This window comes from Acinetobacter portensis, from assembly GCF_010646905.1.
GTDB classification, from domain to species: Bacteria; Pseudomonadota; Gammaproteobacteria; order Pseudomonadales; family Moraxellaceae; genus Acinetobacter; species Acinetobacter portensis.
On record NZ_JAAARQ010000002.1, the window covers coordinates 2876202 to 2902543 of the forward strand.

Sequence of the window (26342 nt, forward strand, 5' to 3'; positions counted from 1 at the left end):
TACAGATTTTTGACTAAAAAGTTAAGGTTAAAAATTGGATAAACGACAAAGCATGTCTTTCAATTTTGTTTAATTGTTTTTCTTTTGATTTAATTCATCAATAAATTGTTTTGCAACACTCACTAGTAGTTGTTCAGCCTTTTTATTATTGGGATATTCCAACTGATCGAAATATAATATCCCATGTCGAAGATGACAACCTAGCGTTAAATGATCTTCATAATGTGGAGATGACATATGAAATGCCACGTATTCCCCATATATTATTTGCTCTGCATAACTCGATGCTAAACAGTGATGAAAACGTTGAGATTCTTCGATAATACGATCTAAATTTGTTAACTCCTCAAATTGCCAATGATTAAATGTAATAGATTTTAGCTGCGTAAATGAAGTCCAATTGAACTGTGAAAAATCTGACTTTAATTTTTCTAGAATTTCATTTTTATGAATTTGATGATGCCACTCAACAGCTTTATGAAATAACCCAACCCACGTAACACCTTTAGATATCTGCGAGTTTTCACTAAAAGAGTGCATTAAATAATCACGAACATATGAATCAAAAACAGATTCTCTTACATGATGATTTCTTAAATAAAAAATCTGCCTAAAATCATTGATCTGAATATTATGCCGTTTTAATGCATATATAAAATCGGCACCTTTTTGCGTTTCTGGCAATATATATGCCATAAGTTCACTTGGTAAATGGCTTGTGATCTGTTGCAAATGCATCATATAAGCTTGCATTACACGACTTAAATTCACGTAAACACGCTTAATAATTGATTCATCTTGTTTGGCTTGCTTCGCTAAAAGCTTAATCCATTCATCTAAATATAAAATTGAAGGAGAAATAATAGAATTTTGAGAAGATGCTTGCTGACTATTTTTTAATGGATGGTTTTTATTAAACTTCCCTTGAATATCACAAAAAACACAACTAAATATAAACATCCGAGCAGAAGAAAATTGAAAATACTGTAAACATGCCAAAATAATACTTGAATGAAAACGACTGCAATCTATAAAGCTCATGGCACTAATAGTAACTCTCACACTCGTATGCTGAATGGACTCAACAACCCAATCAACAACAGACTGATCTTGTTTAAATAGCCAATTTACATCTTTAGGATACTCAAATAAGGGTTGTTGTAAATGTGAAAGCCAAAGCTCTTTTTCAACACCATAAAAATTTTTCTTTGCAAAAATATCGGTTTTAGACCACCGATCTTTATTCATTAATTGAGTGAAACCGAAAAGATTTGAATGCTGTTCTGCATGTTTTAATCGCGCTAGTATTTCCGATTGACTATTTAAATAATCTTTTAAACTAAAAGAACTGGGAAATATGATACCCATGATTCGAAAATGTGCTTTTGGCAAAAGCTCTTTTGCACTAGAACCCAAGTCAATTAAGCTCTGTATTAAGGGTTGAATCGCTAAAAAACTATCGCCTAAAACAACATCTAAACGAAATAACTGCGCAAAAATACTAGAAATTTCATTCGGAATTTCAATTAATTTAGTGCATTTTTTTGAAAATAATTTACCTTTATACACGCCCGCTTTAATCATTAAATGATCAATAATTTCAGCTTGTACTACAGATAAATTATTTAACCATTGCGCTATTCTTTGCTGCCCATTTACCCAAATATAAAGCTGTTCACATATTAATTGGCGAAGTTTTTCAGCCTGTTCTCTCATTAAAATTGGATTATGATTATCTACGTCACGCGTGAAAAATTGTAATTCTTCCATAACAAATATTTCTATTTGAGATGCCATCATATTTTTAAATGTAAAATCAACATCAAGAAAATCATCACTAAACCCAACCTTAAAATGTTGATTCATTAAATAAATCGTTCGTTTTGAACGATCAATTTGAAAAACATGATGCGTATCTAAACGCCCTAAAATATCAAGTTGATCTAAATAAATAGTTTCTGCCGTTTTTGATATTTTTATCATTTGATTGGCTAAATCTTGCAGAACAATATGTGATTGCTGTTCTTTATTTCTTTTCATCACACTCCCTTTTCAGGAAATCCTCATATTTAATAACTATAATCATAAAATGATTTAAGCGTAAATAATAAACTTCATTTGACAAGTATTTACAGTTCTTTGATATTGAATAGATATCATTTTAATGATGACATTTTATTCGAGCAAAATATGACAGCAACAGTACAAAAAATAGAATATAGACCCGATATTTTAGGTACAGGTTATGAATGTACAGATCTTGAATTTCCCGATGATTATGAAGGGAAAGTTATTGCTACTTTAGTTCGGAAAAAAGCGAAAAAGCAAACAAGTAAAGCTGTTCTATATATTCATGGTTTTATCGACTATTTTTTTCAGACTGAAATGGCTGAAAAGTTTAATGAACAAGGCTTCGATTTTTATGGCTTAGATTTAAGAAAATACGGACGCTCTCACCTTTCCCATCAACAGTTTTATAATGTGCGTCATCTTTCTGAATATGATGCCGAAATTAGCAAAGCTTTAGATATTATTGGCTCAGAAAAACATGATTCTGTTTTACTTTGCGGTCACTCTACAGGTGGACTAATCACAACGCTTTATGCTGCACATCATCCTTATCATCCACTCATTAAAGCATTATGGGCAAATAGTCCATTCTATGATTTTAATAAAACAACTATCGAAAAAAAATTAGGGATTCCAAATCTAAGTCTATTGGGAAAATTTTTGCCTAACTTAAAATTTCCAAGTGGTTTAAATCGTTGGTATACATCAAGCTTACATATTAGTTTACATGGTGAATGGAACTTTAATTTAGAGTGGAAAAAAGAACGCTATCCTTATGCGCATCTTAGTTTTGTACGTGCTATTTATGAAGCACAAAAAGAGATTCATAAGGGTGTGTATATGAGTGTACCCACTTTAGTTATGTATTCTCATCGCACAACAAATCCTAAAAATTGGGGTGTTGATGCTCAAAGTAGTGATATTATTTTAGACGTAAAAGACATTGAAAAATATGCACTGAAAATGTCAGGCAATATTCAAGTATGTTCAATTGAAAATGGCGTACACGATTTAGTGTTATCTGCACTTCCTGTACGCGAAAAAGTATATACAGAATTGTTTAAGTGGTTGAATCTTAAAATGGCTTAAACATTAAAATTAATAGACGCATCCTTCTTTTTTATTAGCCCCATAAACTAGAAAATCCTGCGACATGACATTAATTTTGATACTTTAAAATTTTATGATGCGCAGGATGATCATTGGGCACTAATTCTAATAACCGTTCTAAAGCATCCACAGCTTCAGGATAATGAGCCAAATGCTTTAATAAAATATCTGTATTTTGCGCATTAAAAATAGCTTCACTTAAACGAGATTCAATGCAATCACGCCATGTACATAAAAATGGACTTTCTGTTTTTGCTAAAAAAGCTCCATTAAATTGTTTTAATGCTGCTTCTAAATAACCTGCATCTAAAGCACTTTCAACGTGCAGAAAATCTGCCTCAACAATTGCTTGAAAGCGATATGGTCGTGAAATAATTAAATCACCCAAAATGTCCTTAATTTGAGACATTTCAGCTTTTAATGTACCCATACTAATTTTTCGCTCACCGTATAATGCCTGATGTAATTGCTCTAAATTTAAGCCTGTAGGACATAAAGCTAAAATACATAAAATTTCAATTTGTCTTGGTGTTAAAACAATCACTTTGCCATTTATTAAAACTTGGGGCGATGAAAAACCGCGTATATAAATATTGTGCTGACCTAAATCTAATAATGCATTTTGAATAATAGATGCGCAGCGTTCCGCAGCAAGTAAACCTAAACTATTATGCTTTTTCCACACGGTAGATAAATCGATAACACCTAATATTTGATGAGTCGATGGATCGACCACAGGTGCTGCATAGCAGACCCAATCTTGTATAGATTCCATATAATGTTCATTGGAAAATACACAGCTCGATTGTTGAGTTTTTAAGGTTAATGCTAAGGCATTTGTACCGACTAAATCTTCACGCCATTGACCGCCTTCAATAAAATGAACTTGTTCAGCAGCCGAACGCATTTGCTTGCTCGCAGCACTCCAAATAATCGTACTTCCAACATCACCCACGGCAAGTACCATCGAAGATTGATCAGCAATATGTTTAAGCTCATCCTCACAGATTTGAAGTGCACATTTTAATTTGGCAGAAGGTATTTTTTTCTGTTTATTGGGGACGGCGTTAGTCAATGGCGCTGCAGTGCGGTCAGATGGAATGAATGCAGATTCAGAACGATGCCATGAACTGATAATACTTTGTTCAAGCCTACTTGCATGTTGTAATGACAAAGTACTACTTTGTCTTAACCGTTCAATTTCTTGTCGCTTTTGAATTAATTTATGAATTCCGATCATCTGCCTTTTCCTTTCATATAGACAGTCATTATTTCCATTCATTGTTTATTTTTTTTATTTTTGAACAGTTTCCCATTTAGATAATTAACTACAGTTCTATACTTTTGTCTTCAATTTTATTGTGACATTTCGTCAACATAATTAAATATAACGTTCATGTAGTAGGCATACACTAAATTAAAATGCGAATGCATTTTTGACTTAGTTTGAATCCAACCTTTTTCCAACCTTTTCCGTTCTAATCTCAAAAACTACGGAAAAATCTAATCATAACTTCGATAGTACATCGAGAAACAAAAAGGAAATTGTTATGCGCTATGCAGATCCAAATACAGACGGCTCAAAAGTACAATTTAAATCTCAATACGAAAACTTTATTGGCGGGAAATGGGTAGCACCTGTAAAAGGACAATACTTTGATAATATTTCACCCGTAAATGGGCAGGTTTTTACCAAGGTACCTCGCTCTTCTGTGGAAGACATTGAACTGGCTTTAGATGCAGCCCATGAAGCAAAAATTAAATGGAATTCCGCATCACCTACAACGCGCTCTAATCTTTTATTAAAAATTGCAGATCGTTTAGAAGAGAACCTAGAACTACTTGCAGTTGCAGAAACTTGGGATAATGGTAAACCTATCCGTGAAACCTTAGCGGCAGATATTCCACTGTGTATTGACCATTTTAGATATTTTGCAGGTTGTATTCGTGCACAAGAAGGCGGAATTTCTGAAATTGATGAAGACACCATTGCCTATCACTTCCATGAACCTTTAGGTGTTGTTGGACAAATTATTCCATGGAATTTCCCAATTTTAATGGCTGCTTGGAAACTTGCACCTGCACTTGCAGCAGGTAACTGTATTGTTTTAAAACCTGCAGAACAAACACCTGTCAGTATTTTAATTCTTGTTGAACTCATTCAAGATATTTTACCACCTGGTGTGCTTAACATTGTTAATGGTTATGGCGTCGAAGTTGGTCGCCCACTTGCAACCAATCCACGTATTTCGAAAATTGCATTTACAGGTTCAACCGCTGTTGGTCAAATGATCATGCAATATGCGACAGAAAATATTATTCCTGTCACTTTAGAGCTTGGCGGTAAATCACCAAACTTATTCTTTGAAGATATTATGGATCGTGAAGATGACTATCTTGATAAAGCATTAGAAGGCTTTGCAATGTTTGCCTTAAACCAAGGTGAAATTTGTACTTGTCCATCTCGTGCTTTAGTTCAAGAAAGCATTGCAGATCAATTTTTAGAAAAAGCGGTTGAACGTGTTAAGCGTATTAAAACAGGTCATCCTTTAGATACAACCACAATGATTGGTGCACAAGCATCGCAAGAACAGCAAGATAAAATTTTAGGATGTATTGCGACAGGTCGTGAAGAAGGTGCACAAATTTTAACAGGTGGCGAAGCGCGTCATGAAGTTGGTGAAGGCTTCTATATTGAACCCACTATTTTTAAAGGTACAAATAACATGCGTACTTTCCAAGAAGAAATTTTTGGACCCGTACTTGCAGTCACGACATTTAAAGACTTTGATGATGCAATTAAAATTGCCAATGACACCATTTATGGTTTAGGTGCAGGTGTTTGGTCACGTTCAGCGCATACGTCATACCGTGCAGGACGTGCAATTCAAGCAGGTCGAGTATGGACGAACTGTTATCACATGTACCCTGCCCATGCTGCTTTTGGCGGTTATAAAAAATCTGGTATTGGTCGTGAAAATCATAAAATGATGCTCGATCATTATCAACAAACCAAAAACTTACTCGTAAGTTATTCAACTAAACCTGCTGGTTTCTTCTAAATTATCTTAATTCTTTGTTTGCGGACAGACTGCCCGCAAACAAAGCTTCATTATCAGATATCTGAAAACAAAAATGAGATGCCTCGACATCTTCCAAATATGACAGGACGTCTATCTGGCTTGGTATTGAAATTGCATTAACACGCATATCAACAAATTTATTGGAGTTTATCATGTCAGATTCCCACATCGGCAATTCTACAACTGTGCCTGCCGCAGAATCACAACAAGAATATTTCGCGAAACGGCAACTTAAACAAGGTGCCGTTGGTTGGTTACTTTTAGTTGGCTTAGGTGTTGCTTACGTTATTTCAGGTGACTTTGCGGGTTGGAATTTCGGTCTTGCTCAAGGTGGCTGGGGCGGAATGTTTATTGCAACAGTTGTTGTCGCATTCATGTATCTATGTATGTGTTTATCTATGTCTGAAATGGCAACCATGTTACCTACAGCAGGTGGCGGATATAGCTTTGCACGCACAGCTTTCGGACCTTTGGGCGGTTACTTAACAGGAACAGCGATTCTCATTGAATATTCAATCGCGCCTGCTGCCATTGCATGTTTCATTGGTGCCTATTGTGAATCCTTATTTGGCATTGGTGGATGGATTATTTATCTTATTTGCTATCTTGTATTTATGGGCATTCATTTAAAAGGTGCTGGTGAAGCTTTAAAAATTATCTTTGTCATTACAGCTATTGCTGCTGTTGCCTTATTCGTATTCATTATTGCCATGGTGCCTCATTTTAACAGTGCAAACTTATTCAATATTGCAGCGACAGATAAAGCAGGAGCAAGTTCATTTTTACCTTTTGGCTATATGGGTATTTGGGCTGCTGTTCCTTATGCAATTTGGTTTTTCTTAGCTGTTGAAGGTGTTCCTTTAGCTGCTGAAGAAGCAAAAGATCCAACTAAATCTCTTCCACGAGGCTTAATTGGCTCTATGCTTATTTTGGCTGCCTTTGCCCTACTTATTTTAGTCTTAGGTGTTGGTGCTGCGGGTGCAGACTTATTAAAAGACTCAGGAGCACCACTTGTTGATGCATTGGTTGCCGTATATGGCACAAATACTTGGTTAGCAAGCTTTGTTAACTTTGTCGGTTTGGCAGGTTTAATTGCGAGCTTCTTCTCTATTATTTACGCATATTCACGTCAAATTTTTGCATTATCTCGTGCAGGTTACTTACCAACTTCATTATCACTCACCAACAAAAACAAAGCGCCTTATTTAGCCATCATTATTCCGGGCATTATTGGTTTTGCTTTATCACTCACAGGTGAAGGTGACTTACTTATTTTAATGGCTGTATTTGGTGCCACTATTTCTTATGTTTTAATGATGCTATCGCACATCAAATTACGTTTATCTCGCCCTGAACTAGTAAGACCATACAAAACACCAGGTGGTATTGTGACTTCATCGATTGCCTTGGTTCTTGCTTCTATTGCTGTTGTTGCAGGCTTTTTAGTAGATCCAAAAGTTTGGTTTATGGCTGCGGGTATTTATGTTGCCTTTATCGCTTATTTCCTCATTTTCAGTCGCCACAACCTTGTAAATGGGACACCTGAAGAAGAATTTGAAAACATTCGTAAAGCCGAAGCAGAGTTATAAAAGGAATTACTCATGTCATACAAAACATTAATTTCCCATCAGAATTATGTCTTTGCCGATTTAAAAACACTGATGGCAAAAGCAACTCCGCTACGTTCAGGTGATGAACTCGCGGGCGTTGCCGCAGTAAATGCGACTGAACGTGTTGCTGCGCAAATTACCCTTGCCGATGTTCCTTTAAAAAACTTTTTAAATGAAACATTAGTCGATTACGACAAAGATGAAATTACTCGATTAATTATTGATGATCATCGCGCAGACCTATTTGCTCCCATTTCACATTTTACCGTGGGTGATTTTCGTAATTGGCTTTTAAGTGCAGATGCAACACCTGAAAAATTGCAGAAATTAGCTTTAGGGCTTACACCTGAAATGGTTGCAGCTGTAAGTAAGATTATGCGAAATCAAGACTTAATCTACGTTGCAAATAAATGTGAAGTCATTACACAGTTTAGAAACACCATTGGTATTAAAGGACATTTATCAACACGTTTACAACCGAACCATCCCACCGATGATTTATTAGGAATTTCAGCAAGTATTTTAGATGGATTGATGTACGGAAATGGCGATGCAGTAATTGGTATTAACCCTGCAACAGACAACCTACACAATCTATCAGAGCTACTAAAACTTTTAGATCATGTTATTCACAAATATGAAATACCGACACAATCTTGTGTACTCACTCATATTAGCTCTGGCATTCAACTTGCCGAAAAAAATGTCCCTATCGATATCATGTTCCAATCTATTGCAGGCACACAGCTTGCCAATGAAGGATTCGGCATTTCACTAGAAATGTTACGTGAAGGTTATGAAGCAACGTTGTCATTAAACCGTGGCACTATTGGGAACAATGTCATGTACTTCGAAACAGGACAAGGTAGTGCATTATCTAGCAATGCTCATCATGGTGTAGATCAGCAAACCATCGAAACTCGAGCCTATGCTGTTGCACGAAAATTTAATCCATTTTTAGTCAATACCGTCGTTGGATTTATTGGGCCTGAATACTTATACGATGGTAAACAAATTATTCGAGCAGGTTTAGAAGATCACTTCTGCGGAAAACTGTTAGGTTTGCCAATGGGCTGTGACATTTGCTATACAAATCACGCAGAAGCAGATCAAAATGACATGGATGTTCTCCTCACATTATTTGGTACAGCTGGTATCAATTTTATTATGGGAATACCTGGTTCAGATGATGTCATGTTGAATTATCAAACAACATCTTTTCATGATGCGCTCTATCTTCGTCAATTATTAGGTTTAAAACCTGCACCTGAATTTGAACTTTGGTTAGAACAACAAGGTGTTATGCAACAATCTAATCAACATATTCGATGGGCAGATAAAATGCCTTCTCAGTTTGCAAGCTTACTTACTTGAGGATATTCAACATGACAAAAATTGAATTAGACTCACTAGAAAAATTTGAGCTTTCAACTAAAAAAGATGCTTGGGAGCAACTTAAAAATTATACAGATGCTCGTATTGCATTAGGTCGTGCTGGCTGTAGCATTCCTACAAAACCGATGCTCGACTTTCAACTATCCCATGCTCAAGCGCGGGATGCCGTATTTCAACCCCTTGATACAACACATCTTCAACATTTGTTTCGAGAAAAAAATATAGATAGCTTCACAGTACAAAGCCTTGCAGAAAACAAAGAAGTCTTTCTTAAACGCCCAGATTTAGGTCGAATTTTGAATGATGAATCAGTTGAAAAGTGCAAACAATACAAACGAGATAATCGGCAAAAGTTTGATGTTTGTATTGTGATTGGAGATGGGTTATCTGCTCTAGCCATAGAGGAAAATGCATTTTCAATGGCTATAGCGTTAAAACAACAATTTGAAAAACAAGGATGGAGTTTAGCCCCCATTATTATAGCAACAGGAAGTCGCGTTGCTTTAGGTGATCATGTCGTTGAACTTTTAGACATTCCCATGCTTGTTATGATGATTGGCGAAAGACCTGGCTTAAGCTCGCCTGATAGTATGGGGATTTACTACACATGGGGTGCGAAAAAAGGAAATTTAGATTCAACTCGTAATTGTATTTCAAATATAAGACCTGCTGGCTTGAGTATTGAAATTGCAACTCAACGTTTAATGGGCCTCATGATAAACTCAAAAAAACACTCCATTTCGGGTGTTCATCTAAAAGACGATCACATCATTGAAAGTGTAGAAATACATGAAAAACCAAAACTGTTATTTTAGATTTTTAAAAGCGGACTACGGTTCGCTTTTTTGTGATTAATCATCTGAATAATTAAATTTTTTAATAAAAAACTTAGGTGAATCTAGATAATCATTTGCTAAATAAAAACGATGAGCATCTTTTCTATAATCTGCACTTCTGAGTTCTACCCGATCACATCTACGTGCTTGAGCGAGTTGCTCCACATGACTTAATAATATTTTCCCTATTTTTAAACTTCTGAATTTTTCATCAACACAGAAATAGCTAATACGAGCATAATCACCTTCAACCGCCAACTGGGGTACATAATGCATGGAAATAAAGGCACAGACTTGATTTTGAATATGAGCAACTAATAACACCTCATTTCCATCCTCAATTAGTCGCTTAATTTTAGGTTCTAATATGGACAAATCTTGCGGGTATCCCATTTGTGCAAGCAATGAAGCAATACTATTTATATCTTCTATTTTTGCAGCTCTAACTTGAACTTGATTCAACATTTTAAGATCCATCTTCGATGTATATTGATGCTGTTTTAAAACCACTTTACAGCATTTATTTTATCTTAAAAGAATATTAGTGCTTAGAAATATATTCTGACTAAAATTTATAAAAAAATTATAAAGCATCTAAATAATTGAGTTAATTCACACATAGAAAAATAACTTTAGATCATATAATCTGAAAGCGTTTCTATTATTCAAAATATCTAATTTTATGCGTGATTTCCCAGATACCATTTATGCCATTCAACATGTTGCTTTTGAGGATTTAGGTTCTTTAGAAGATACATTTTATCAACTCGGATTCCGTGTTCGCTATTTTGAAGCAGGTATTGATGATCTCACAAAGGCATATGAGCACAAGGGATTAACCATTATTTTAGGCGGTCCAATTGGGGTAAATGAAACTAAAGACTACCCTTTCATACAAAAAGAAATAGACTTACTAAAAGTTCGTTTAAATAATAATTTACCAACAATTGGAATTTGTTTAGGTGCACAACTCATTGCACACGCTTTAAGTGCAAAAGTTTATGCAGGTTCAAATAAGGAAATCGGTTGGAGTAAATTAACCTTATCCAATGAAATTTCTAATCCACTCAATCTACTTCAAAATATAGATGTTTTACATTGGCATGGCGATACATTCGATTTACCTAAAAATGCAAAATTACTCGCAAGTACAGAGGCTTATCCGAACCAAGCTTTTTCAATTGGTAAACACATTCTTGCCCTGCAGTTTCACATTGAAGCATCAGCAGATAGCATGGAAAAATGGCTCATTGGGCATACCTGTGAGTTAAGACATGCTGATATTAATATCGGAAAATTACGGGAAGATAATCAAACTTTTGCACCGCAACTTGAACCTGCTGCAAATCAAATTATTAAAAACTTCATGCTATCTTTAACGAATTAGTGTTTTTTTTTGAATTAAAAGATCTAAGCAAGCGCTTAGATCTTGCCCCAATATTGCCTTGTATACTTATAACTAAAATAGCTTTATTAAAGATTAGATTTAAAACTTAATTATGAGTTTTCTTATTTTGATACCTGCTTAAATAAAATAATTTTAGCGGTTATCTTGTGACGATTGAATTACCACAATTTACTTAGGCTATTTGGTTTTACAAAAAGTCGACTCAGAAATTCCAGTCAATTGCAGACTTTTGTTCTGTCTATCTAAATAATAATTCGATGCAATCCACATATTAGAAGCATTTTCTAATTGTTTATTCTGCTCAGATATTTTTTTAATATTCTCATACGCCTTAATACGTTCACAAAATACTTTACTCTTTTCTTTTGATGTTGCCTGACTCATATCATCATCCAAAATCGCTTTTGAATTTTGAATAATAGTCATGTATTCATTCAATAAAAAATCGTATTTTTCTTGCGTCAGTTTCTCTGCATACGTAAATGATGCAAAAAAACTAAACACAATTATAAGAAACTTAAAGTAAAGTTTCATATATCTTAAGCCTCATCACCCTCTTTCCAAACGTCCTCATAGTCATCACCATCTATCATAAAGCGATAACCAACGTCTAAAGCTAAATATGGAAGAACGTCTGGTGCAATTTCTTGTAATTCACGAACAGTCATTGTTTCAAAATGATCTGTACCGTCTTCAAGTTCTCCACCGTAAATATACCAACTAACATTATCTTCAGTTTCTGTTTTTTTACGAATGCCCACCAACGGATCTTTATTTAATGTTTGAACAGCAACGGCAATGACATCGTCTCCACTGACTTCTATGTAAGCAGACCCAAATTCTTCACATAGAAGCTTTTGTTCTGCAATGAGTTCAGCCAATGCTGAAGTTTGTTGTGGATTTTTAGCCATAATTTAGATAAACAATTAAAATGAATATTGCCTAGCTTATATTAAATTAAAAATTTTCCAATATCACACTTCAAATTAATTAAAATAATGAACATCGATTACATATATTATTTAAATATTCACTCAATAATTTAAACCCCAAAACCATAGGTTTTATTGCTAGTCCATTCAAATTATTAAAAAAAGCACCCGAAGGTGCTCTATTTAATCTAGGGATTATATACACTTGTAAATTGTTTATAAATTGAAGATTCAACACCATCCTTATAAACAAATCTTGAAATTACACCTTGGTCTGTATGTATATTAATTGAAATACGATCCGATTTTAGATCTGCCATTAAGTTTTTAGGAACAACAATACTGTTTTTCGAATGACGTAAATTTAAAATTAACTCTTGAGTGGTCTTAGTTTCAGGATTGAAACTATATGATTTCTCATCATTACTAAACGTCACTTTTTGAATGTCATAATATTGATAAATACTATCTAAACTGACTTTAACTTGAAAATTATCTTTCCTCTGATCATTCCAACTTACTGTCATTAAAGGACAAAGCTCGTTATCTGTACACAATGGCAACCCTTTTGTTCCAACATTCTCTTGTGGCAATGTTGTACAGGCACCTAAAAATACCATTCCAGCTAATACCCATATATTTTTATTCATTCAAAATTCCAATATCTTAATTAATACCTAAAAATTTAAATGCTGGCGTTGCCTTTAACGAACTATTTGCTTTGCCTGCATAAGTAATCGTTTGATCTTTGCCTAAATCTAATTTTAGTGGCTGGGTTGCACTAAAGTTAATATCTTTCAAATCAATCCAAAATGTATTAGGAGATACTGCAGATTCGAAAAAGTATAATTTACGCTTATGATCTACTACTGTTCTCCAACGAGTCGAAGATATATTCGGTTCTTCCTCTGTATTCAATCCAAAAGGTACTGAAACATTTCTGATAACGCTAAACACACTTGCTAACGAATGCTCTGGTGTCGCTTTTTTCGGGATGGCATTGATATAAAAAGATGCTCGTGCAAAACGATCTGCAGCTCTATTTGTACCAGGAAGCATTGTAGTTCCCCCAATTTGTTTCCAATATTCATCTAAAGCAAGTTGCTTTTCAAATAATGGAGAATTTGTCATAACTTGATATTTACGGTCATGATGTATTACTTGCTTACCTTTGACATATTCAATAATTGCACTATCGCCAGAAGCATCTGAAATTGATAAATGTAACGTGGTTAATCTCGCTTCCCCAGGGACAGCATCTGAAACAACAATGAAAGGTTCTTTTTCTAAAGCACGAACTGCCTCATCTACAGTTGCGAAATTATCTAGAATATATTGTGCCCATAAAGAAATACTAATTGTAGGTTTATTATTCTTATCTACATTTGGGTATTCCGACTCAACTAACCACAATAAATTAGCAGCTAAACCTTTTTCATTTAACCCATCTGTAGTTGCAATATCATAACCTGTCGTCACCACACTGCCATATTTAGATACCCATTTAATAGATTTTTCCCTGCTGCCCCATCTCGGCTAACATTGTTTGGCAATACCCATATATTTGAGCCAACATCTGCTTTCCAATCCATTGAACGTGCTGTCATCACATTCTGTTCATCACCTAAATAAACAACACGTGTGCATGCCATTGATAACTCTCCCACAAGCATTAATCCAGCAGTTAATAGTAACTTTTTTTTCAGATCTTTCATTTTTACCCCTTTTTAAATTTTCTAAATCATTTATATATCAATATGCTAGTTATGTTGAAAAATCTAGTATTAATTTTACTTTTAAATAAAAATTTATATATTATGTGAATAATTTCTTTTTCTTTCCCCCTTGCATCCCCCCTGACTATTAAATATTCAAGAAGGCAGTTAAATAACGCTTAGCCTATAAGTTTGATTATAAATCCCGATTTATTCGGGATTTTTTATGGTGATTTTCTAATTTTAAGGCTCTAGCTATAATTCCATTATTTTTCATATTTCTAATTTTATATACATAAAAAAACACCCCCTGTCATAAGACAGGGGGTGTTTTAGAATTAATGAGCTGGCGATGACTTACTCTCACATGGGTAACCCCACACTACCATCAGCGCTAAGAGGTTTCACTTCTGAGTTCGGGAAGGGATCAGGTGGTTCACTCTTGCTATTGTCGCCAGCACAACTGTTTATGCTTACTCGCTATGGTCTTAATTGCTTTCGCATGCCTAGCTTTCGTCAAATGAGTTATTAACAGATATTTGAGTTAAAGTTTAAGTTCTAGCGTTCACTAAATCAAGCATTTTGCTTTGAAATCTTTCGAAACAACAACTGTTTGGGTGTTGTATAGTCAAGCCTCACGAGCAATTAGTATTGGTCAGCTTCATGCATCACTGCACTTCCACATCCAACCTATCAACGTCGTAGTCTTCAACGGCTCTTTAGAGGACATAAAGTCCTTGGGAAATCTTATCTTGAGGTAGGCTTCCCGCTTAGATGCTTTCAGCGGTTATCCCTTCCGAACATAGCTACCCGGCGATGCGACTGGCGTCACAACCGGTACACCAGAGGTTCGTCCACTCTGGTCCTCTCGTACTAGGAGCAGATCCTCTCAAATTTCCAACGCCCACGGTAGATAGGGACCGAACTGTCTCACGACGTTCTAAACCCAGCTCGCGTACCTCTTTAAATGGCGAACAGCCATACCCTTGGGACCTGCTTCAGCCCCAGGATGAGATGAGCCGACATCGAGGTGCCAAACACCGCCGTCGATATGAACTCTTGGGCGGTATCAGCCTGTTATCCCCAGAGTACCTTTTATCCGTTGAGCGATGGCCCTTCCATACAGAACCACCGGATCACTAAGACCTACTTTCGTACCTGCTCGACTTGTGGGTCTCGCAGTTAAGCGCGCTTTTGCCTTTATACTCTACGCGTGATTTCCGACCACGCTGAGCGCACCTTCGTACTCCTCCGTTACTCTTTAGGAGGAGACCGCCCCAGTCAAACTACCCACCAGACATGGTCCTCGCTCCAGATTATGGAGCAGAGTTAGAACCTCAATATTACCAGGGTGGTATTTCAAGATTGGCTCCATCGCAACTAGCGTCACGACTTCAAAGCCTCCCACCTATCCTACACAAGTAAGATCAAAGTTCAATGTCAAGCTGCAGTAAAGGTTCACGGGGTCTTTCCGTCTAGCCGCGGGTACACCGCATCTTCACGGCGAATTCGATTTCACTGAGTCTCTGCTGGAGACAGCGCCCCCATCATTATGCCATTCGTGCAGGTCGGAACTTACCCGACAAGGAATTTCGCTACCTTAGGACCGTTATAGTTACGGCCGCCGTTTACTGGGGCTTCGATCAAGAGCTTCGCTTACGCTAACCCCATCAATTAACCTTCCAGCACCGGGCAGGCATCACACCCTATACGTCCACTTTCGTGTTTGCAGAGTGCTATGTTTTTAATAAACAGTTGCAGGGGCCTGGTTTCTGTGGCTGTCAACCGCTCAGGAAGTAAATTCCGTCACCGTCGACAGCGTACCTTCTCCCGAAGTTACGGTACCATTTTGCCTAGTTCCTTCAGCAGAGTTCTCTCAAGCGCTTTGGTCTACTCGACCTGACCACCTGTGTCGGTTTCGGGTACGATTCCTGTGTAACTGAAGCTTAGAGACTTTTCCTGGAAGTATAGTATCAGCCACTTCGCTAATAAATTAGCTTGCTATCAGTTCTCAGCATAGAGTACCCCGGATTTGCCTAAGATACATGCCTACAACCTTTCACCTGGACAACCAACGCCAGGCTGACTTAACTTTCTCCGTCCTCTCATCGCATTACACAGAAGTATTGGAATATTAACCAATTTCCCATCGACTACGCCTCTCGGCCTCGCCTTAGGGGTCGACTCACCCAGCCCCGATTAACGTTGGACTGGAACCCTTGGTCTTTCAGCGAGCGAGTTTTTCACTCGCTTTGTCGTTACTCACGTCAGCATTCGCACTTCTGATACCTCCAGCATACTTCTCAATACACCTTCATCGGCTTACAGAACGCTCCCCTACCACTTGCAATAAATTGCAAATCCGCAGCTTCGGCATGTAGTTTTAGCCCCGTTACATCTTCCGCGCAGGCCGACTCGACTAGTGAGCTATTACGCTTTCTTTAAAGGGTGGCTGCTTCTAAGCCAACCTCCTAGCTGTCTATGCCTTCCCACATCGTTTCCCACTTAACTACAATTTTGGGGCCTTAGCTGGCGGTCTGGATTGTTTTCCTCTTGACTACGGACGTTAGCACCCGCAGTCTGTCTCCCGGATAGTACTCATTGGTATTCGGAGTTTGCATCGGTTTGGTAAGTCGGGATGACCCCCTAGCCGAAACAGTGCTCTACCCCCAATGGTATTCGTCCGAGGCGCTACCTAAATAGCTTTCGGGGAGAACCAGCTATCACCAAGTTTGATTAGCCTTTCACCCCTATCCACAAGTCATCCCCTGGCTTTTCAACGACAGTGGGTTCGGTCCTCCAGTTAGTGTTACCCAACCTTCAACCTGCTCATGGATAGATCACCTGGTTTCGGGTCTATGCCCAGCAACTAATTCGCCCTATTAAGACTCGATTTCTCTACGGCTCCCCTATTCGGTTAACCTCGCTACTGAACATAAGTCGCTGACCCATTATACAAAAGGTACGCAGTCACCGGACGCAATGCCGGCTCCCACTGCTTGTATGCATGCGGTTTCAGGATCTATTTCACTCCCCTCACAGGGGTTCTTTTCGCCTTTCCCTCACGGTACTGGTTCACTATCGGTCAGTCAGGAGTATTTAGCCTTGGAGGATGGTCCCCCCATATTCAGACAAGGTTTCACGTGCCCCGCCCTACTCGTCATCATCATATAAGCCCTTTCGTGTACAGGACTATCACCTACTACGGTCGCACTTCCCAGAGCGTTCCACTAAAGCTTATATGACTTAATGGGCTGTTCCCCGTTCGCTCGCCGCTACTGAGGGAATCTCAATTGATTTCTTTTCCTAAGGGTACTGAGATGTTTCACTTCCCCTCGTTCGCCTCATACACCTATGTATTCAGTGTATGATACCTAGCTTATGCTAAGTGGGTTTCCCCATTCAGAAATCTCCGGATCACAGGATATTTGCCGCCTCCCCGGAGCTTATCGCAGGCTATTACGTCTTTCATCGCCTCTGACTGCCAAGGCATCCACCACATGCACTTAATTACTTGACTATACAACCCCAAACAGTCGTTAATCCCTACAAGGAGGATAACAACAGATTGTGTCTTTCAACACACTCATACAGTTTGTTGTCCGTAGATTTAACTACAGTACAGCTTCTATTAGATTCATATACCAAAACGCTTGATTCAGTTAATCGCTAGTTTCTCAGTTCTTCATTTCACTCAACAGTAACAAGTTACTGCTAAATTCAATTCAGTTCTGAGCCTTAAACAATTTATTTCAACTCAAATTAATCTGTTAATGATTGCTCTAGCCTTCGTCAGGTCTAGAAACTGTGATAAATCACAGAGATTACCAAGTCCGCGTATATTAACGCTTATACTTGTTAATCTCTATAAGCTATCTAGCTGTTTGTATGTTTCTTAGCTCATCTTACATTCATTTGACTACCAAGTAGTCAATGATGTGATGGTGGAGACTAGGAGAGTCGAACTCCTGACCTCCTGCGTGCAAAGCAGGCGCTCTACCAACTAAGCTAAGTCCCCAGCTTATCATTAGATTCAATGTATCTTTGCTTTCTGTTTGCTCAGTACTCTCATACTGCGTTAGTCAGATTTGGTGGGTCTGACAAGACTTGAACTTGTGACCCCACGCTTATCAAGCGTGTGCTCTAACCAACTGAGCTACAGACCCTCAGATACATCTTCATGAAGAACAACTTGTTGTGGATTCTTACCAATCGTCAATCTTTCGTTAAGGAGGTGATCCAGCCGCAGGTTCCCCTACGGCTACCTTGTTACGACTTCACCCCAGTCGTCGGCCACACCGTGGTAAGCGTCCTCCTTACGGTTAGACTACCTACTTCTGGTGCAACAAACTCCCATGGTGTGACGGGCGGTGTGTACAAGGCCCGGGAACGTATTCACCGCGGCATTCTGATCCGCGATTACTAGCGATTCCGACTTCACGCAGTCGAGTTGCAGACTGCGATCCGGACTACGATCGGCTTTTTGAGATTAGCATCCTCTCGCGAGGTAGCAACCCTTTGTACCGACCATTGTAGCACGTGTGTAGCCCTGGTCGTAAGGGCCATGATGACTTGACGTCGTCCCCGCCTTCCTCCAGTTTGTCACTGGCAGTATCCTTAAAGTTCCCACCCGAAGTGCTGGCAAATAAGGAAAAGGGTTGCGCTCGTTGCGGGACTTAACCCAACATCTCACGACACGAGCTGACGACAGCCATGCAGCACCTGTATGTAAGCTCCCGAAGGCACCAATCCATCTCTGGAAAGTTCTTACTATGTCAAGACCAGGTAAGGTTCTTCGCGTTGCATCGAATTAAACCACATGCTCCACCGCTTGTGCGGGCCCCCGTCAATTCATTTGAGTTTTAGTCTTGCGACCGTACTCCCCAGGCGGTCTACTTATCGCGTTAGCTGCGCCACTAAAGTCTCAAAGACCCCAACGGCTAGTAGACATCGTTTACGGCATGGACTACCAGGGTATCTAATCCTGTTTGCTCCCCATGCTTTCGTGCCTCAGTGTCAGTATTAGGCCAGATGGCTGCCTTCGCCATCGGTATTCCTCCAGATCTCTACGCATTTCACCGCTACACCTGGAATTCTACCATCCTCTCCCATACTCTAGTCTCCCAGTATCGAATGCAATTCCTAAGTTAAGCTCAGGGATTTCACATCCGACTTAAAAGACCACCTACGCACGCTTTACGCCCAGTAAATCCGATTAACGCTCGCACCCTCTGTATTACCGCGGCTGCTGGCACAGAGTTAGCCGGTGCTTATTCTGCGAGTAACGTCCACTATCCTAGAGTATTAATCTAAGTAGCCTCCTCCTCGCTTAAAGTGCTTTACAACCAAAAGGCCTTCTTCACACACGCGGCATGGCTGGATCAGGGTTCCCCCCATTGTCCAATATTCCCCACTGCTGCCTCCCGTAGGAGTCTGGGCCGTGTCTCAGTCCCAGTGTGGCGGATCATCCTCTCAGACCCGCTACAGATCGTCGCCTTGGTAGGCCTTTACCCCACCAACTAGCTAATCTGACTTAGGCTCATCTATTAGCGCAAGGTCCGAAGATCCCCTGCTTTCCCCCGTAGGGCGTATGCGGTATTAGCAGCCGTTTCCAACTGTTGTCCCCCACTAATAGGCAGATTCCTAAGCATTACTCACCCGTCCGCCGCTAAGTTAGGTAGCAAGCTACCTTTCCCCGCTCGACTTGCATGTGTTAAGCCTGCCGCCAGCGTTCAATCTGAGCCATGATCAAACTCTTCAGTTTAATATTGCTTAGTGCCTTAAAGGGCACCAATCTTGGCTCATCAATTTTCTGACAAATATTTCTCAAATAAACTTCGAGTAATTTCTACCATTCAATCAATGAAAATAATTTCGATCGATCAACCAGTAAAAATCCACACAAGTTGTTCTTCATAATCTCTTAATGATCTTCTTGCTACTTCGTCAGTAGCAAGAACAACACACTAAACTCAACCATTCGTTTCGTTCACTGCGTTGGTGTGCTGCGTATTCTATAGAGTTTACTCACGAGCGCAACCCCTTTTTCTTAAATAATCTAATAATTACGTTTGCATGATTATTTTTCATACAAAACAACCTTAAAAACTATAAAATCAGCTTGTTTTACCTATTTTACACATTACTAATCACCACTACCTTCATAAAAAAACCACCTTTTATGGTGGCTTTAATTTACATATTGGTTTTATTGCTCTGCAAGCCAAGTCATAAATTTCTGTCTTTCAGCTTTTGTTGTGTTTTTCCAAATGTGAATCAACTGTTGAGCTTCGCCATTTTGTACACCAATATTCGATTGTGTTTTTGCTATTGGTGCGTTCAATTTGGCTTGTGAAGTGTATTCTGGCGATGGTTGAATGTTCACTTGAGATTTATCTACCGATTCACCTTCAGTAAATAAATTGCTCACAATGCCCAAGTTCGACGATTTTGCACCCTGCTGTTTAACAAGTAGTTGATTTTTACTGTCATACAGTCCAAATATGGGCTGTTTAGCATATTCTCTAGCGACATCTATGTTTTTTGGGTTATTAATTAATGCTAAAACGTAATTTTGATTATCTTCTAATAATGGTGTTTTAATATTAACGATATTTGATCGAACAATTTCATGCGTGCCAATATTTCGATTTTCTTCAAAATATTGTGTATATCTCACAGAGATAACATTTTCACCAGCTTTTAATTGATGTGCATTTTTCTTAGAACTAAATAAGCTTGTATTTACTTCTTGCCCATTAATAGCTGCAACTTTAATTTCTTCTGGTGTTGTTAATGTAATTGCTGCAAATGCAGGCGAAGCCATCATCAATAAAGCTAAGCTTAAAGACCATCTTTTATTCATCAATACTTATCTCATCATTTTTTAAATTTGATGAAACTATGAATGAACGAGATGACACTTTCATTACAACCAAACATCACATTCTTTTATATAAAAAAAAGAGCGCATTCGCACTCTTTTTTACAATGATTTAAATATTAATTGAATGATTTAAAACGTTCCGCATCATCAATAAATGTTTTTTCACCAGCTGGTGCTTCAATAGAACCAAACACAAGCTGTGCACGTAATTTCCAACTTTCTGGAATATTGAACGTTTCTGCAACTTCTACATCTACAATTGGATTGTAATGTTGTAATGATGCGCCAATGTTTTGTTCCGCCAATGCTGTCCAAACTGCAAATTGCGCAATTGCTGTTGAATGCTCAGACCAAACTGGGAAATTATCTGCATACAATGCAAAATTATCTTGCAAATTTTTAATGACAGATTGATCTTCATAAAATAAAACTGTGCCTTTACCTGCCGCAAAACTTTGAATTTTTGCTTCAGTTGGTGCAAATGCTTCTGCAGGTACAATTTTACGTAATGTTTCTAAAGTGATATTCCAAAATTTAGCATGCGATTCACCAAGTAAAGTCACAACACGAGAAGATTGTGAGTTAAATGATGACGGGCTTAAACGTACAGCTTGTTGAATTGTTTTTTCGATTTCTGCGTTTGCAAGTTCTACTTTATTACCAATTGCATAAATTGTACGGCGTTTTTCTAAGTGTTTTAAAAATGACATTAGGATTCCTCTTTGATCTCACGATCACGCTTAATTCGTTAGATACATCTTATTATTTTTAATTTTTAGATAAACACCCAATTTCATAACATAGTGTTTTATTAATGGAACAATCTAGTAAATCAAACTTACGCATATAACAAAAATCGTTATATGCGTAGCTTCATCAGTAAAAAACCTTAAATTGTTGCGCGTAATCTATATGTGGTTTTTCACCTATTTCTTGCTCAATGGAACCAAAAACAAGTTGCGCACGTAATTTCCAGTTTTCATCTATAGCAAAACTTTTGGCAATTTCTTCATCAATAATTGGATTGTAATGTTGAAGAGATGCGCCAATATCTGAATCTGCTAATGCTGTCCAAACTGCAAATTGTGCCATTCCTGATGTTTGCTCTGACCAAATTGGAAATTCTTTGGCATCGAAAGGACGTTTCTTTTGTAAATATTGAATGGTTTTTTGATCTTCATAAAACAAAACCGTCCCATAGGCTTTTACACACTGATCCATCTTAAGTTCAATACCTTCAAATATATGTGCAGGCACAATTTTACGTTGCATTTCCCGCACAATATCCCAAAAATTTTTATGTGAATTTCCATACAAAATAACCACACGCGTACTTTGCGAATGATAAGCAGATGGACAACTCCGCACAGACTCTTGAATAAGCTCTGTAAGATAGGTTTGACTAAAACGTATTTTATTACCTAAATCGCTTACATTTCTGCGTTTCTTTAGCTGATCAATAAATGTAAGATTTTCATCAAAACTTATATTTCTCTTTTTAAATCGAAAATCTTTGGTGATGTCTGACGTTAAAACATGACCAATTTTATCTAACAATGCCATTACCTTAATTTTCCCCAAAAATTGGCATGAATCCCTTTATTATTGTAATGGTTTTATTTTCAATTATTTACTTATAAGGCTTATTCTTGATGTATTTTAAATCAAACACTTAGCCAAAAAACAATAAACTCCGCATTTCGCGGAGTTTATGTGCAGTACTGAATATTCTAAAGATGAAAAGATAAGTTGTTATTTATCTGTTTCAAAAAGTGCAGCAACAAATGATTTTGCAGAGAACGGTCGTAAATCGTCAATTTTTTCACCCACGCCAATAAAGCGAATAGGCACATGTGTACGACTTGCAATATTAAATAAAACACCGCCTTTTGCTGTTCCATCAAGCTTGGTAATAGTAATACCTGTTAAACCAACAGCCTCATCAAACATTTCAACTTGATTAATTGCGTTTTGACCAGTACCTGCATCTACAACCAACATCACTTCATGTGGTGCAGTCGCATCACTTTTTTGCATAACGCGTTTAACTTTGGTTAACTCTTGCATAAGATGGCTTTTGTTGTGCAAACGCCCTGCTGTATCTGCAATAAGAACATCTATACCTTTTGCTCGCGCACTTTCAAAGGCATCATAAATCACAGATGCACTATCTGCACCATGACCTTGTGAAACCACAGGAATATTATTACGCTCACCCCAAATTTGAAGCTGTTCTGTCGCTGCTGCACGGAATGTATCACCCGCTGCAAGCATGACTTTTTTACCTTCGCCTTGTAAGCGTTTTGCAAGTTTACCAATGGTTGTTGTTTTACCTACACCATTTACACCTACCACCAAAATCACATAAGGTGATTTGTTCGGGTCTATATGCATAGGTTTTACACGTGGCTCTAACAAAGCCACAAGTTCTTCTTGCAATGCTTTATATAAAGAATGTGAATAAATTAAGTCGCCACGATTTGTACGTTCAGTTAAATTCGCAATAATTGTTTTTGTTGCTTCCACACCAATATCTGCAACAAGTAACTGCTCTTCAACTTCTTCTAATAACTCATCATCAATTTCTTTACCACCAATGAGAATATTCACCATCCCATCAGCAAGGTTTTTACGGGTTTTCGTTAACCCATCTTTCATTCGGCTAAAGAAACCACCTTGGGATTTTGTTTCTTCTTGTGCAACTTTTGCCGAAACATTTCCTGCTACTGGAGCTGTTTCAACAATAGGCACGTTAACTGAAGGTAAATTCGGTAAGGTAACATCGTCATCACCGATGTCAGCATCAATTAAAAATTTACTCTGCCCATTAGATTGTTGTTGCATGCCGAATCCCTGAAAATACTGCATTAAAATAAAAGTGAAAGTCTAGCATAAACCATATCGTTTTACGTTGTATTGATTTAGCAAGATAAGTTTGAAGATAAAGCCCTATTGGTCTTCAATAGACAATGCTGGAAGCTCGGTTGCTTTTTTCATTTCTACTTGATGCGCATGCATAAGGCGAAGATACTGCCCAAATAAAATAGATTGCTTCTGTAATAAATGTTCCGCCATTTCTTGGCTTTCAGGATGTATAGGCTGATTTGCAATAATTTTGACTTGCTGAAATTTATTCGCATCTATTGGACGGTATAATGCAACTGTTGAAATAACTAAAATCACCGTAATAATAAAAATAATGAAAGCATTATAAATTTGCTCAAGTCTTAACTGAGCATAAAATTGACTCATTTTTTGAATTGCGTTGTACATGACTTACCTCGATTAGAGGTAGTTTATGGGTGTCTAAAATTATTCACAAGATATATAGCTCAATTCCACCCATATTTATGCATAGAATTGAGCTTTAAATTTTAATTAATGTAAAACTGGCGCTAAAAACACAAAATATAAAACAATTGCGATAACAACCAAAACACCTATCATCACTTTTACATTGGCTGGATTTTCATTTTCATGCTGATGTGGACTTTCATCTATAGCCAAACGCTGTAATTCACTATTATAGGTTTGATAAAAATCAGCACGCTGCTCTTCATTCAACTCACGTGTGTAATCATAAACACGTTTTCTTTGTGCTAGGCAAAAATCGCCCAATCGAAGTTCATTATGATAAATCGCTTCATCTAATTGCTTTCGATGCAATTGAGCCAAACCTATAATTTGAGCTTTTATTGGTGGTAAATCTAAAGAAAATCCATCTATTGTCGTTGTCATTATTATCTCCCTTTTTAACTTTTCTTTAATCATTGACGTGTATTTTACACACACGATCAATATTTAATCATCTAAACACATTCAAATACTATTTTTAAGCCAATTTGTTTGACACTTCAAGTAAATTGTAATAATAGTTTAATAATAGAGTGTTAAAAATATCTAAAGACTCAAGATTGGTCTTTATAGTTTGAACATAATTACAATAAGGAGTTATATATGATTCAACAATTCTCTCAACAAGACTTAGAACATGTTTACGCAGATGCAGTAAATACAATCCAATACGAAATGAACTTTTCAGATGCAGTTTCACAGTTGGAAGGTGCAGCACGAGCTGGACATGGTAAAGCGGCAATGTTCTTAGCAGAACTTTATTATCAAGGTTTCCGTGTAGAACGCGATTCGCTTAAAGCACAATTTTGGCAAAACCTAGCCACCATGCAAGCATAATAAAACGTCACTCAGGTGGCGTTTTTTTACGACCTTTTTCATATAATTTTACGATTCTACGCAAAGCTTAAACAATACTGTCATCATAAGTCCGTACAATAGAATCAAACAAACCACTTAGAACGATTATGAATAAGGTGAATGAGCTACACCTCCTACCCAAAGATTTTTTTCTGAAAATTACTATTTTAAAATCGATGATGTATTGTGGCGTACTTTGGGGTTTATACCGTCAAGGTTGGGCAATGACTTCCGATCAAGAACATCATATTTTCCCTTTTTGGTTAAGTTGCGCGCAAGCAGAAAAGCATGCACAAAAGCATTGGCCCAATTATACGCCACGTAAAATTACGCCCGAAGATTTTCAAAAATCATTATTACCCACACTTGTTCGTTTGAATGTGACACCTACTTTGTATAATTCAAATCAACAGAAGTTTAAATTTTCATCACAAATGATGAAATACTTTTTCTTTAATAAACCCGACAATTTACTTGCCTAGCAGTATTAAATACTTATATAAACAATACAGGGATGTATTCCATATTCACAAAATCTGACCATAAAGGTCTTTGTATTTGTAAAATTTCACGTTAAGTTAAAAGTGAACCAACAAGAACAATGAGAAGAGGATAATTTTAATGAGCAATGTAGCACATGTTTTAAAGGATAAAGGCAACCCTGCTATATATACCGTAAAGCCGAATTCAACTGTACTTGATGCCATTAAACTCATGGCCGAAAAAGGAATTGGTGCGCTTGTTGTGACCGATGATAACAACAAAGTGGCGGGTATTCTTTCTGAGCGTGATTACACACGTAAAATTGTTTTGATGGAACGTACATCTAAAGATACAACGGTAAGTGAAATCATGACCGCAAAGGTTCTTACAGTTACCACCACATCTACCGTAAAAGATTGTTTAAAGTTGATGACTGATAAGCATTTGCGTCATTTACCTGTAGTTGAAAATGAAGAGTTATTAGGCTTGATTTCTATTGGCGATTTAGTTAAAACTGCAATGGATGACCAAAAGAAATTAATTGATCAGTTACAGCAATATATTTCAGGTTGATTGATTTAGTTAAACAGCATGATTTTTTA

General features: G+C 37.4%; 21 protein-coding genes, 2 tRNA genes, 3 rRNA genes and 1 pseudogene. 9 read left to right on the plus strand and 18 right to left on the minus strand.

The window, feature by feature from the left end; translation table 11 throughout:
• Positions 1-69 precede the first annotated feature (69 nt).
• Positions 70-2040 carry a PcfJ domain-containing protein gene (locus GTK57_RS13540; protein WP_163124151.1) on the minus strand — a complete coding sequence of 657 codons (1971 nt, stop codon included), beginning with the start codon at positions 2038-2040 and terminating at the stop codon, positions 70-72.
• A gap of 150 nt (positions 2041-2190) precedes the next feature.
• Here GTK57_RS13540 and GTK57_RS13545 point away from each other — a divergent pair, with 150 nt between their 5' ends.
• The gene (locus tag GTK57_RS13545; RefSeq protein ID WP_163124154.1) at positions 2191-3159 is read left to right on the plus strand and encodes an alpha/beta hydrolase; all 969 of its coding nucleotides are present in this window, start codon (positions 2191-2193) and stop codon (positions 3157-3159) included.
• A gap of 70 nt (positions 3160-3229) precedes the next feature.
• Here GTK57_RS13545 and GTK57_RS13550 read toward each other — a convergent pair whose 3' ends face one another.
• Positions 3230-4420, minus strand: a complete 1191-nt coding sequence (locus GTK57_RS13550) for a transcriptional regulator (protein WP_163124157.1) — start codon at positions 4418-4420, stop codon at positions 3230-3232.
• A 310-nt stretch (positions 4421-4730) separates the two neighbouring features.
• Between GTK57_RS13550 and exaC the strand changes: the two genes are divergently transcribed.
• From exaC to eutC, 4 genes are all read left to right on the plus strand, one after another.
• Positions 4731-6242 carry an acetaldehyde dehydrogenase ExaC gene (gene exaC, locus GTK57_RS13555; RefSeq protein WP_163124160.1) on the plus strand — a complete coding sequence of 504 codons (1512 nt, stop codon included), beginning with the start codon at positions 4731-4733 and terminating at the stop codon, positions 6240-6242.
• A 173-nt stretch (positions 6243-6415) separates the two neighbouring features.
• Positions 6416-7852 (plus strand): ethanolamine permease, encoded by a 1437-nt coding sequence (eat, locus tag GTK57_RS13560; RefSeq protein WP_163124163.1) that lies wholly within the window; start codon positions 6416-6418, stop codon positions 7850-7852.
• 12 nt (positions 7853-7864) lie between these two features.
• The gene (locus GTK57_RS13565; protein WP_163124166.1) at positions 7865-9247 is read left to right on the plus strand and encodes an ethanolamine ammonia-lyase subunit EutB; all 1383 of its coding nucleotides are present in this window, start codon (positions 7865-7867) and stop codon (positions 9245-9247) included.
• A gap of 20 nt (positions 9248-9267) precedes the next feature.
• A complete protein-coding gene (eutC, locus tag GTK57_RS13570; RefSeq protein ID WP_228720342.1) occupies positions 9268-10083 on the plus strand; it encodes an ethanolamine ammonia-lyase subunit EutC in 816 nt (271 codons plus the stop codon).
• A gap of 36 nt (positions 10084-10119) precedes the next feature.
• Here eutC and GTK57_RS13575 read toward each other — a convergent pair whose 3' ends face one another.
• Positions 10120-10569 carry a GNAT family N-acetyltransferase gene (locus GTK57_RS13575; RefSeq protein ID WP_163124172.1) on the minus strand — a complete coding sequence of 150 codons (450 nt, stop codon included), beginning with the start codon at positions 10567-10569 and terminating at the stop codon, positions 10120-10122.
• A gap of 217 nt (positions 10570-10786) precedes the next feature.
• Between GTK57_RS13575 and GTK57_RS13580 the strand changes: the two genes are divergently transcribed.
• A complete protein-coding gene (locus GTK57_RS13580; RefSeq protein ID WP_163124175.1) occupies positions 10787-11491 on the plus strand; it encodes a glutamine amidotransferase in 705 nt (234 codons plus the stop codon).
• Between the two features lie 198 nt (positions 11492-11689).
• On the opposite strand, the gene GTK57_RS13585 is transcribed toward GTK57_RS13580, so the two are convergent.
• The 15 genes and pseudogenes from GTK57_RS13585 to GTK57_RS13655 all read right to left on the minus strand — a co-directional run bounded on the left by GTK57_RS13585 (position 11690) and on the right by GTK57_RS13655 (position 24783).
• The gene (locus GTK57_RS13585; RefSeq protein WP_163124178.1) at positions 11690-12046 is read right to left on the minus strand and encodes a hypothetical protein; all 357 of its coding nucleotides are present in this window, start codon (positions 12044-12046) and stop codon (positions 11690-11692) included.
• Positions 12047-12051: 5 nt separating this feature from the next.
• Entirely contained in the window at positions 12052-12423 is a 372-nt protein-coding gene (locus GTK57_RS13590; RefSeq protein WP_152874938.1) for an immunity protein Imm33 domain-containing protein, read from the minus strand.
• Between the two features lie 209 nt (positions 12424-12632).
• Positions 12633-13094: a hypothetical protein gene (locus tag GTK57_RS13595; RefSeq protein ID WP_152874939.1), complete on the minus strand. Its 462-nt coding sequence runs from the start codon at positions 13092-13094 to the stop codon at positions 12633-12635.
• 16 nt (positions 13095-13110) lie between these two features.
• Positions 13111-14159: pseudogene (locus tag GTK57_RS13600) on the minus strand (linear amide C-N hydrolase).
• A 344-nt stretch (positions 14160-14503) separates the two neighbouring features.
• Positions 14504-14618, minus strand: a 5S ribosomal RNA gene (gene rrf / locus GTK57_RS13605).
• 165 nt (positions 14619-14783) lie between these two features.
• Positions 14784-17679, minus strand: a 23S ribosomal RNA gene (locus tag GTK57_RS13610).
• Between the two features lie 422 nt (positions 17680-18101).
• Positions 18102-18177: transfer RNA gene (locus GTK57_RS13615), tRNA-Ala, on the minus strand.
• Positions 18178-18248: 71 nt separating this feature from the next.
• Positions 18249-18325: transfer RNA gene (locus tag GTK57_RS13620), tRNA-Ile, on the minus strand.
• A 61-nt stretch (positions 18326-18386) separates the two neighbouring features.
• A 16S ribosomal RNA gene (locus GTK57_RS13625) occupies positions 18387-19923 on the minus strand.
• Together the 16S, 23S and 5S rRNA genes with 2 tRNA genes alongside form the textbook arrangement of a ribosomal RNA operon.
• Before the next feature lie 444 nt (positions 19924-20367).
• The gene (locus tag GTK57_RS13630; protein WP_163124181.1) at positions 20368-21024 is read right to left on the minus strand and encodes a DUF2057 domain-containing protein; all 657 of its coding nucleotides are present in this window, start codon (positions 21022-21024) and stop codon (positions 20368-20370) included.
• A gap of 137 nt (positions 21025-21161) precedes the next feature.
• The gene (locus tag GTK57_RS13635) at positions 21162-21755 is read right to left on the minus strand and encodes a nitroreductase family protein (protein ID WP_163124184.1); all 594 of its coding nucleotides are present in this window, start codon (positions 21753-21755) and stop codon (positions 21162-21164) included.
• Positions 21756-21921: 166 nt separating this feature from the next.
• Positions 21922-22608, minus strand: coding sequence for a nitroreductase family protein (locus GTK57_RS13640; RefSeq protein WP_163124187.1), 687 nt, complete (start codon positions 22606-22608; stop codon positions 21922-21924).
• Between the two features lie 189 nt (positions 22609-22797).
• Positions 22798-23889 carry a signal recognition particle-docking protein FtsY gene (gene ftsY, locus GTK57_RS13645; RefSeq protein ID WP_163124190.1) on the minus strand — a complete coding sequence of 364 codons (1092 nt, stop codon included), beginning with the start codon at positions 23887-23889 and terminating at the stop codon, positions 22798-22800.
• A gap of 105 nt (positions 23890-23994) precedes the next feature.
• Positions 23995-24318 (minus strand): hypothetical protein, encoded by a 324-nt coding sequence (locus tag GTK57_RS13650; RefSeq protein ID WP_152873575.1) that lies wholly within the window; start codon positions 24316-24318, stop codon positions 23995-23997.
• Positions 24319-24423: 105 nt separating this feature from the next.
• Positions 24424-24783, minus strand: coding sequence for a hypothetical protein (locus GTK57_RS13655; RefSeq protein ID WP_163124193.1), 360 nt, complete (start codon positions 24781-24783; stop codon positions 24424-24426).
• Positions 24784-25002: 219 nt separating this feature from the next.
• Here GTK57_RS13655 and GTK57_RS13660 point away from each other — a divergent pair, with 219 nt between their 5' ends.
• The 3 genes from GTK57_RS13660 (at position 25003) to GTK57_RS13670 (ending at position 26313) form a co-directional block, all read left to right on the plus strand.
• On the plus strand, positions 25003-25236 hold the full coding sequence (locus tag GTK57_RS13660; RefSeq protein WP_152873573.1) for an SEL1-like repeat protein: 234 nt from the start codon (positions 25003-25005) through the stop codon (positions 25234-25236).
• A 128-nt stretch (positions 25237-25364) separates the two neighbouring features.
• Positions 25365-25739, plus strand: a complete 375-nt coding sequence (locus GTK57_RS13665) for a DUF2750 domain-containing protein (protein ID WP_152873572.1) — start codon at positions 25365-25367, stop codon at positions 25737-25739.
• A 139-nt stretch (positions 25740-25878) separates the two neighbouring features.
• Complete coding sequence (locus tag GTK57_RS13670) at positions 25879-26313, plus strand: CBS domain-containing protein (protein WP_163124196.1); 435 nt, start codon at positions 25879-25881, stop codon at positions 26311-26313.
• Positions 26314-26342: the final 29 nt, after the last annotated feature.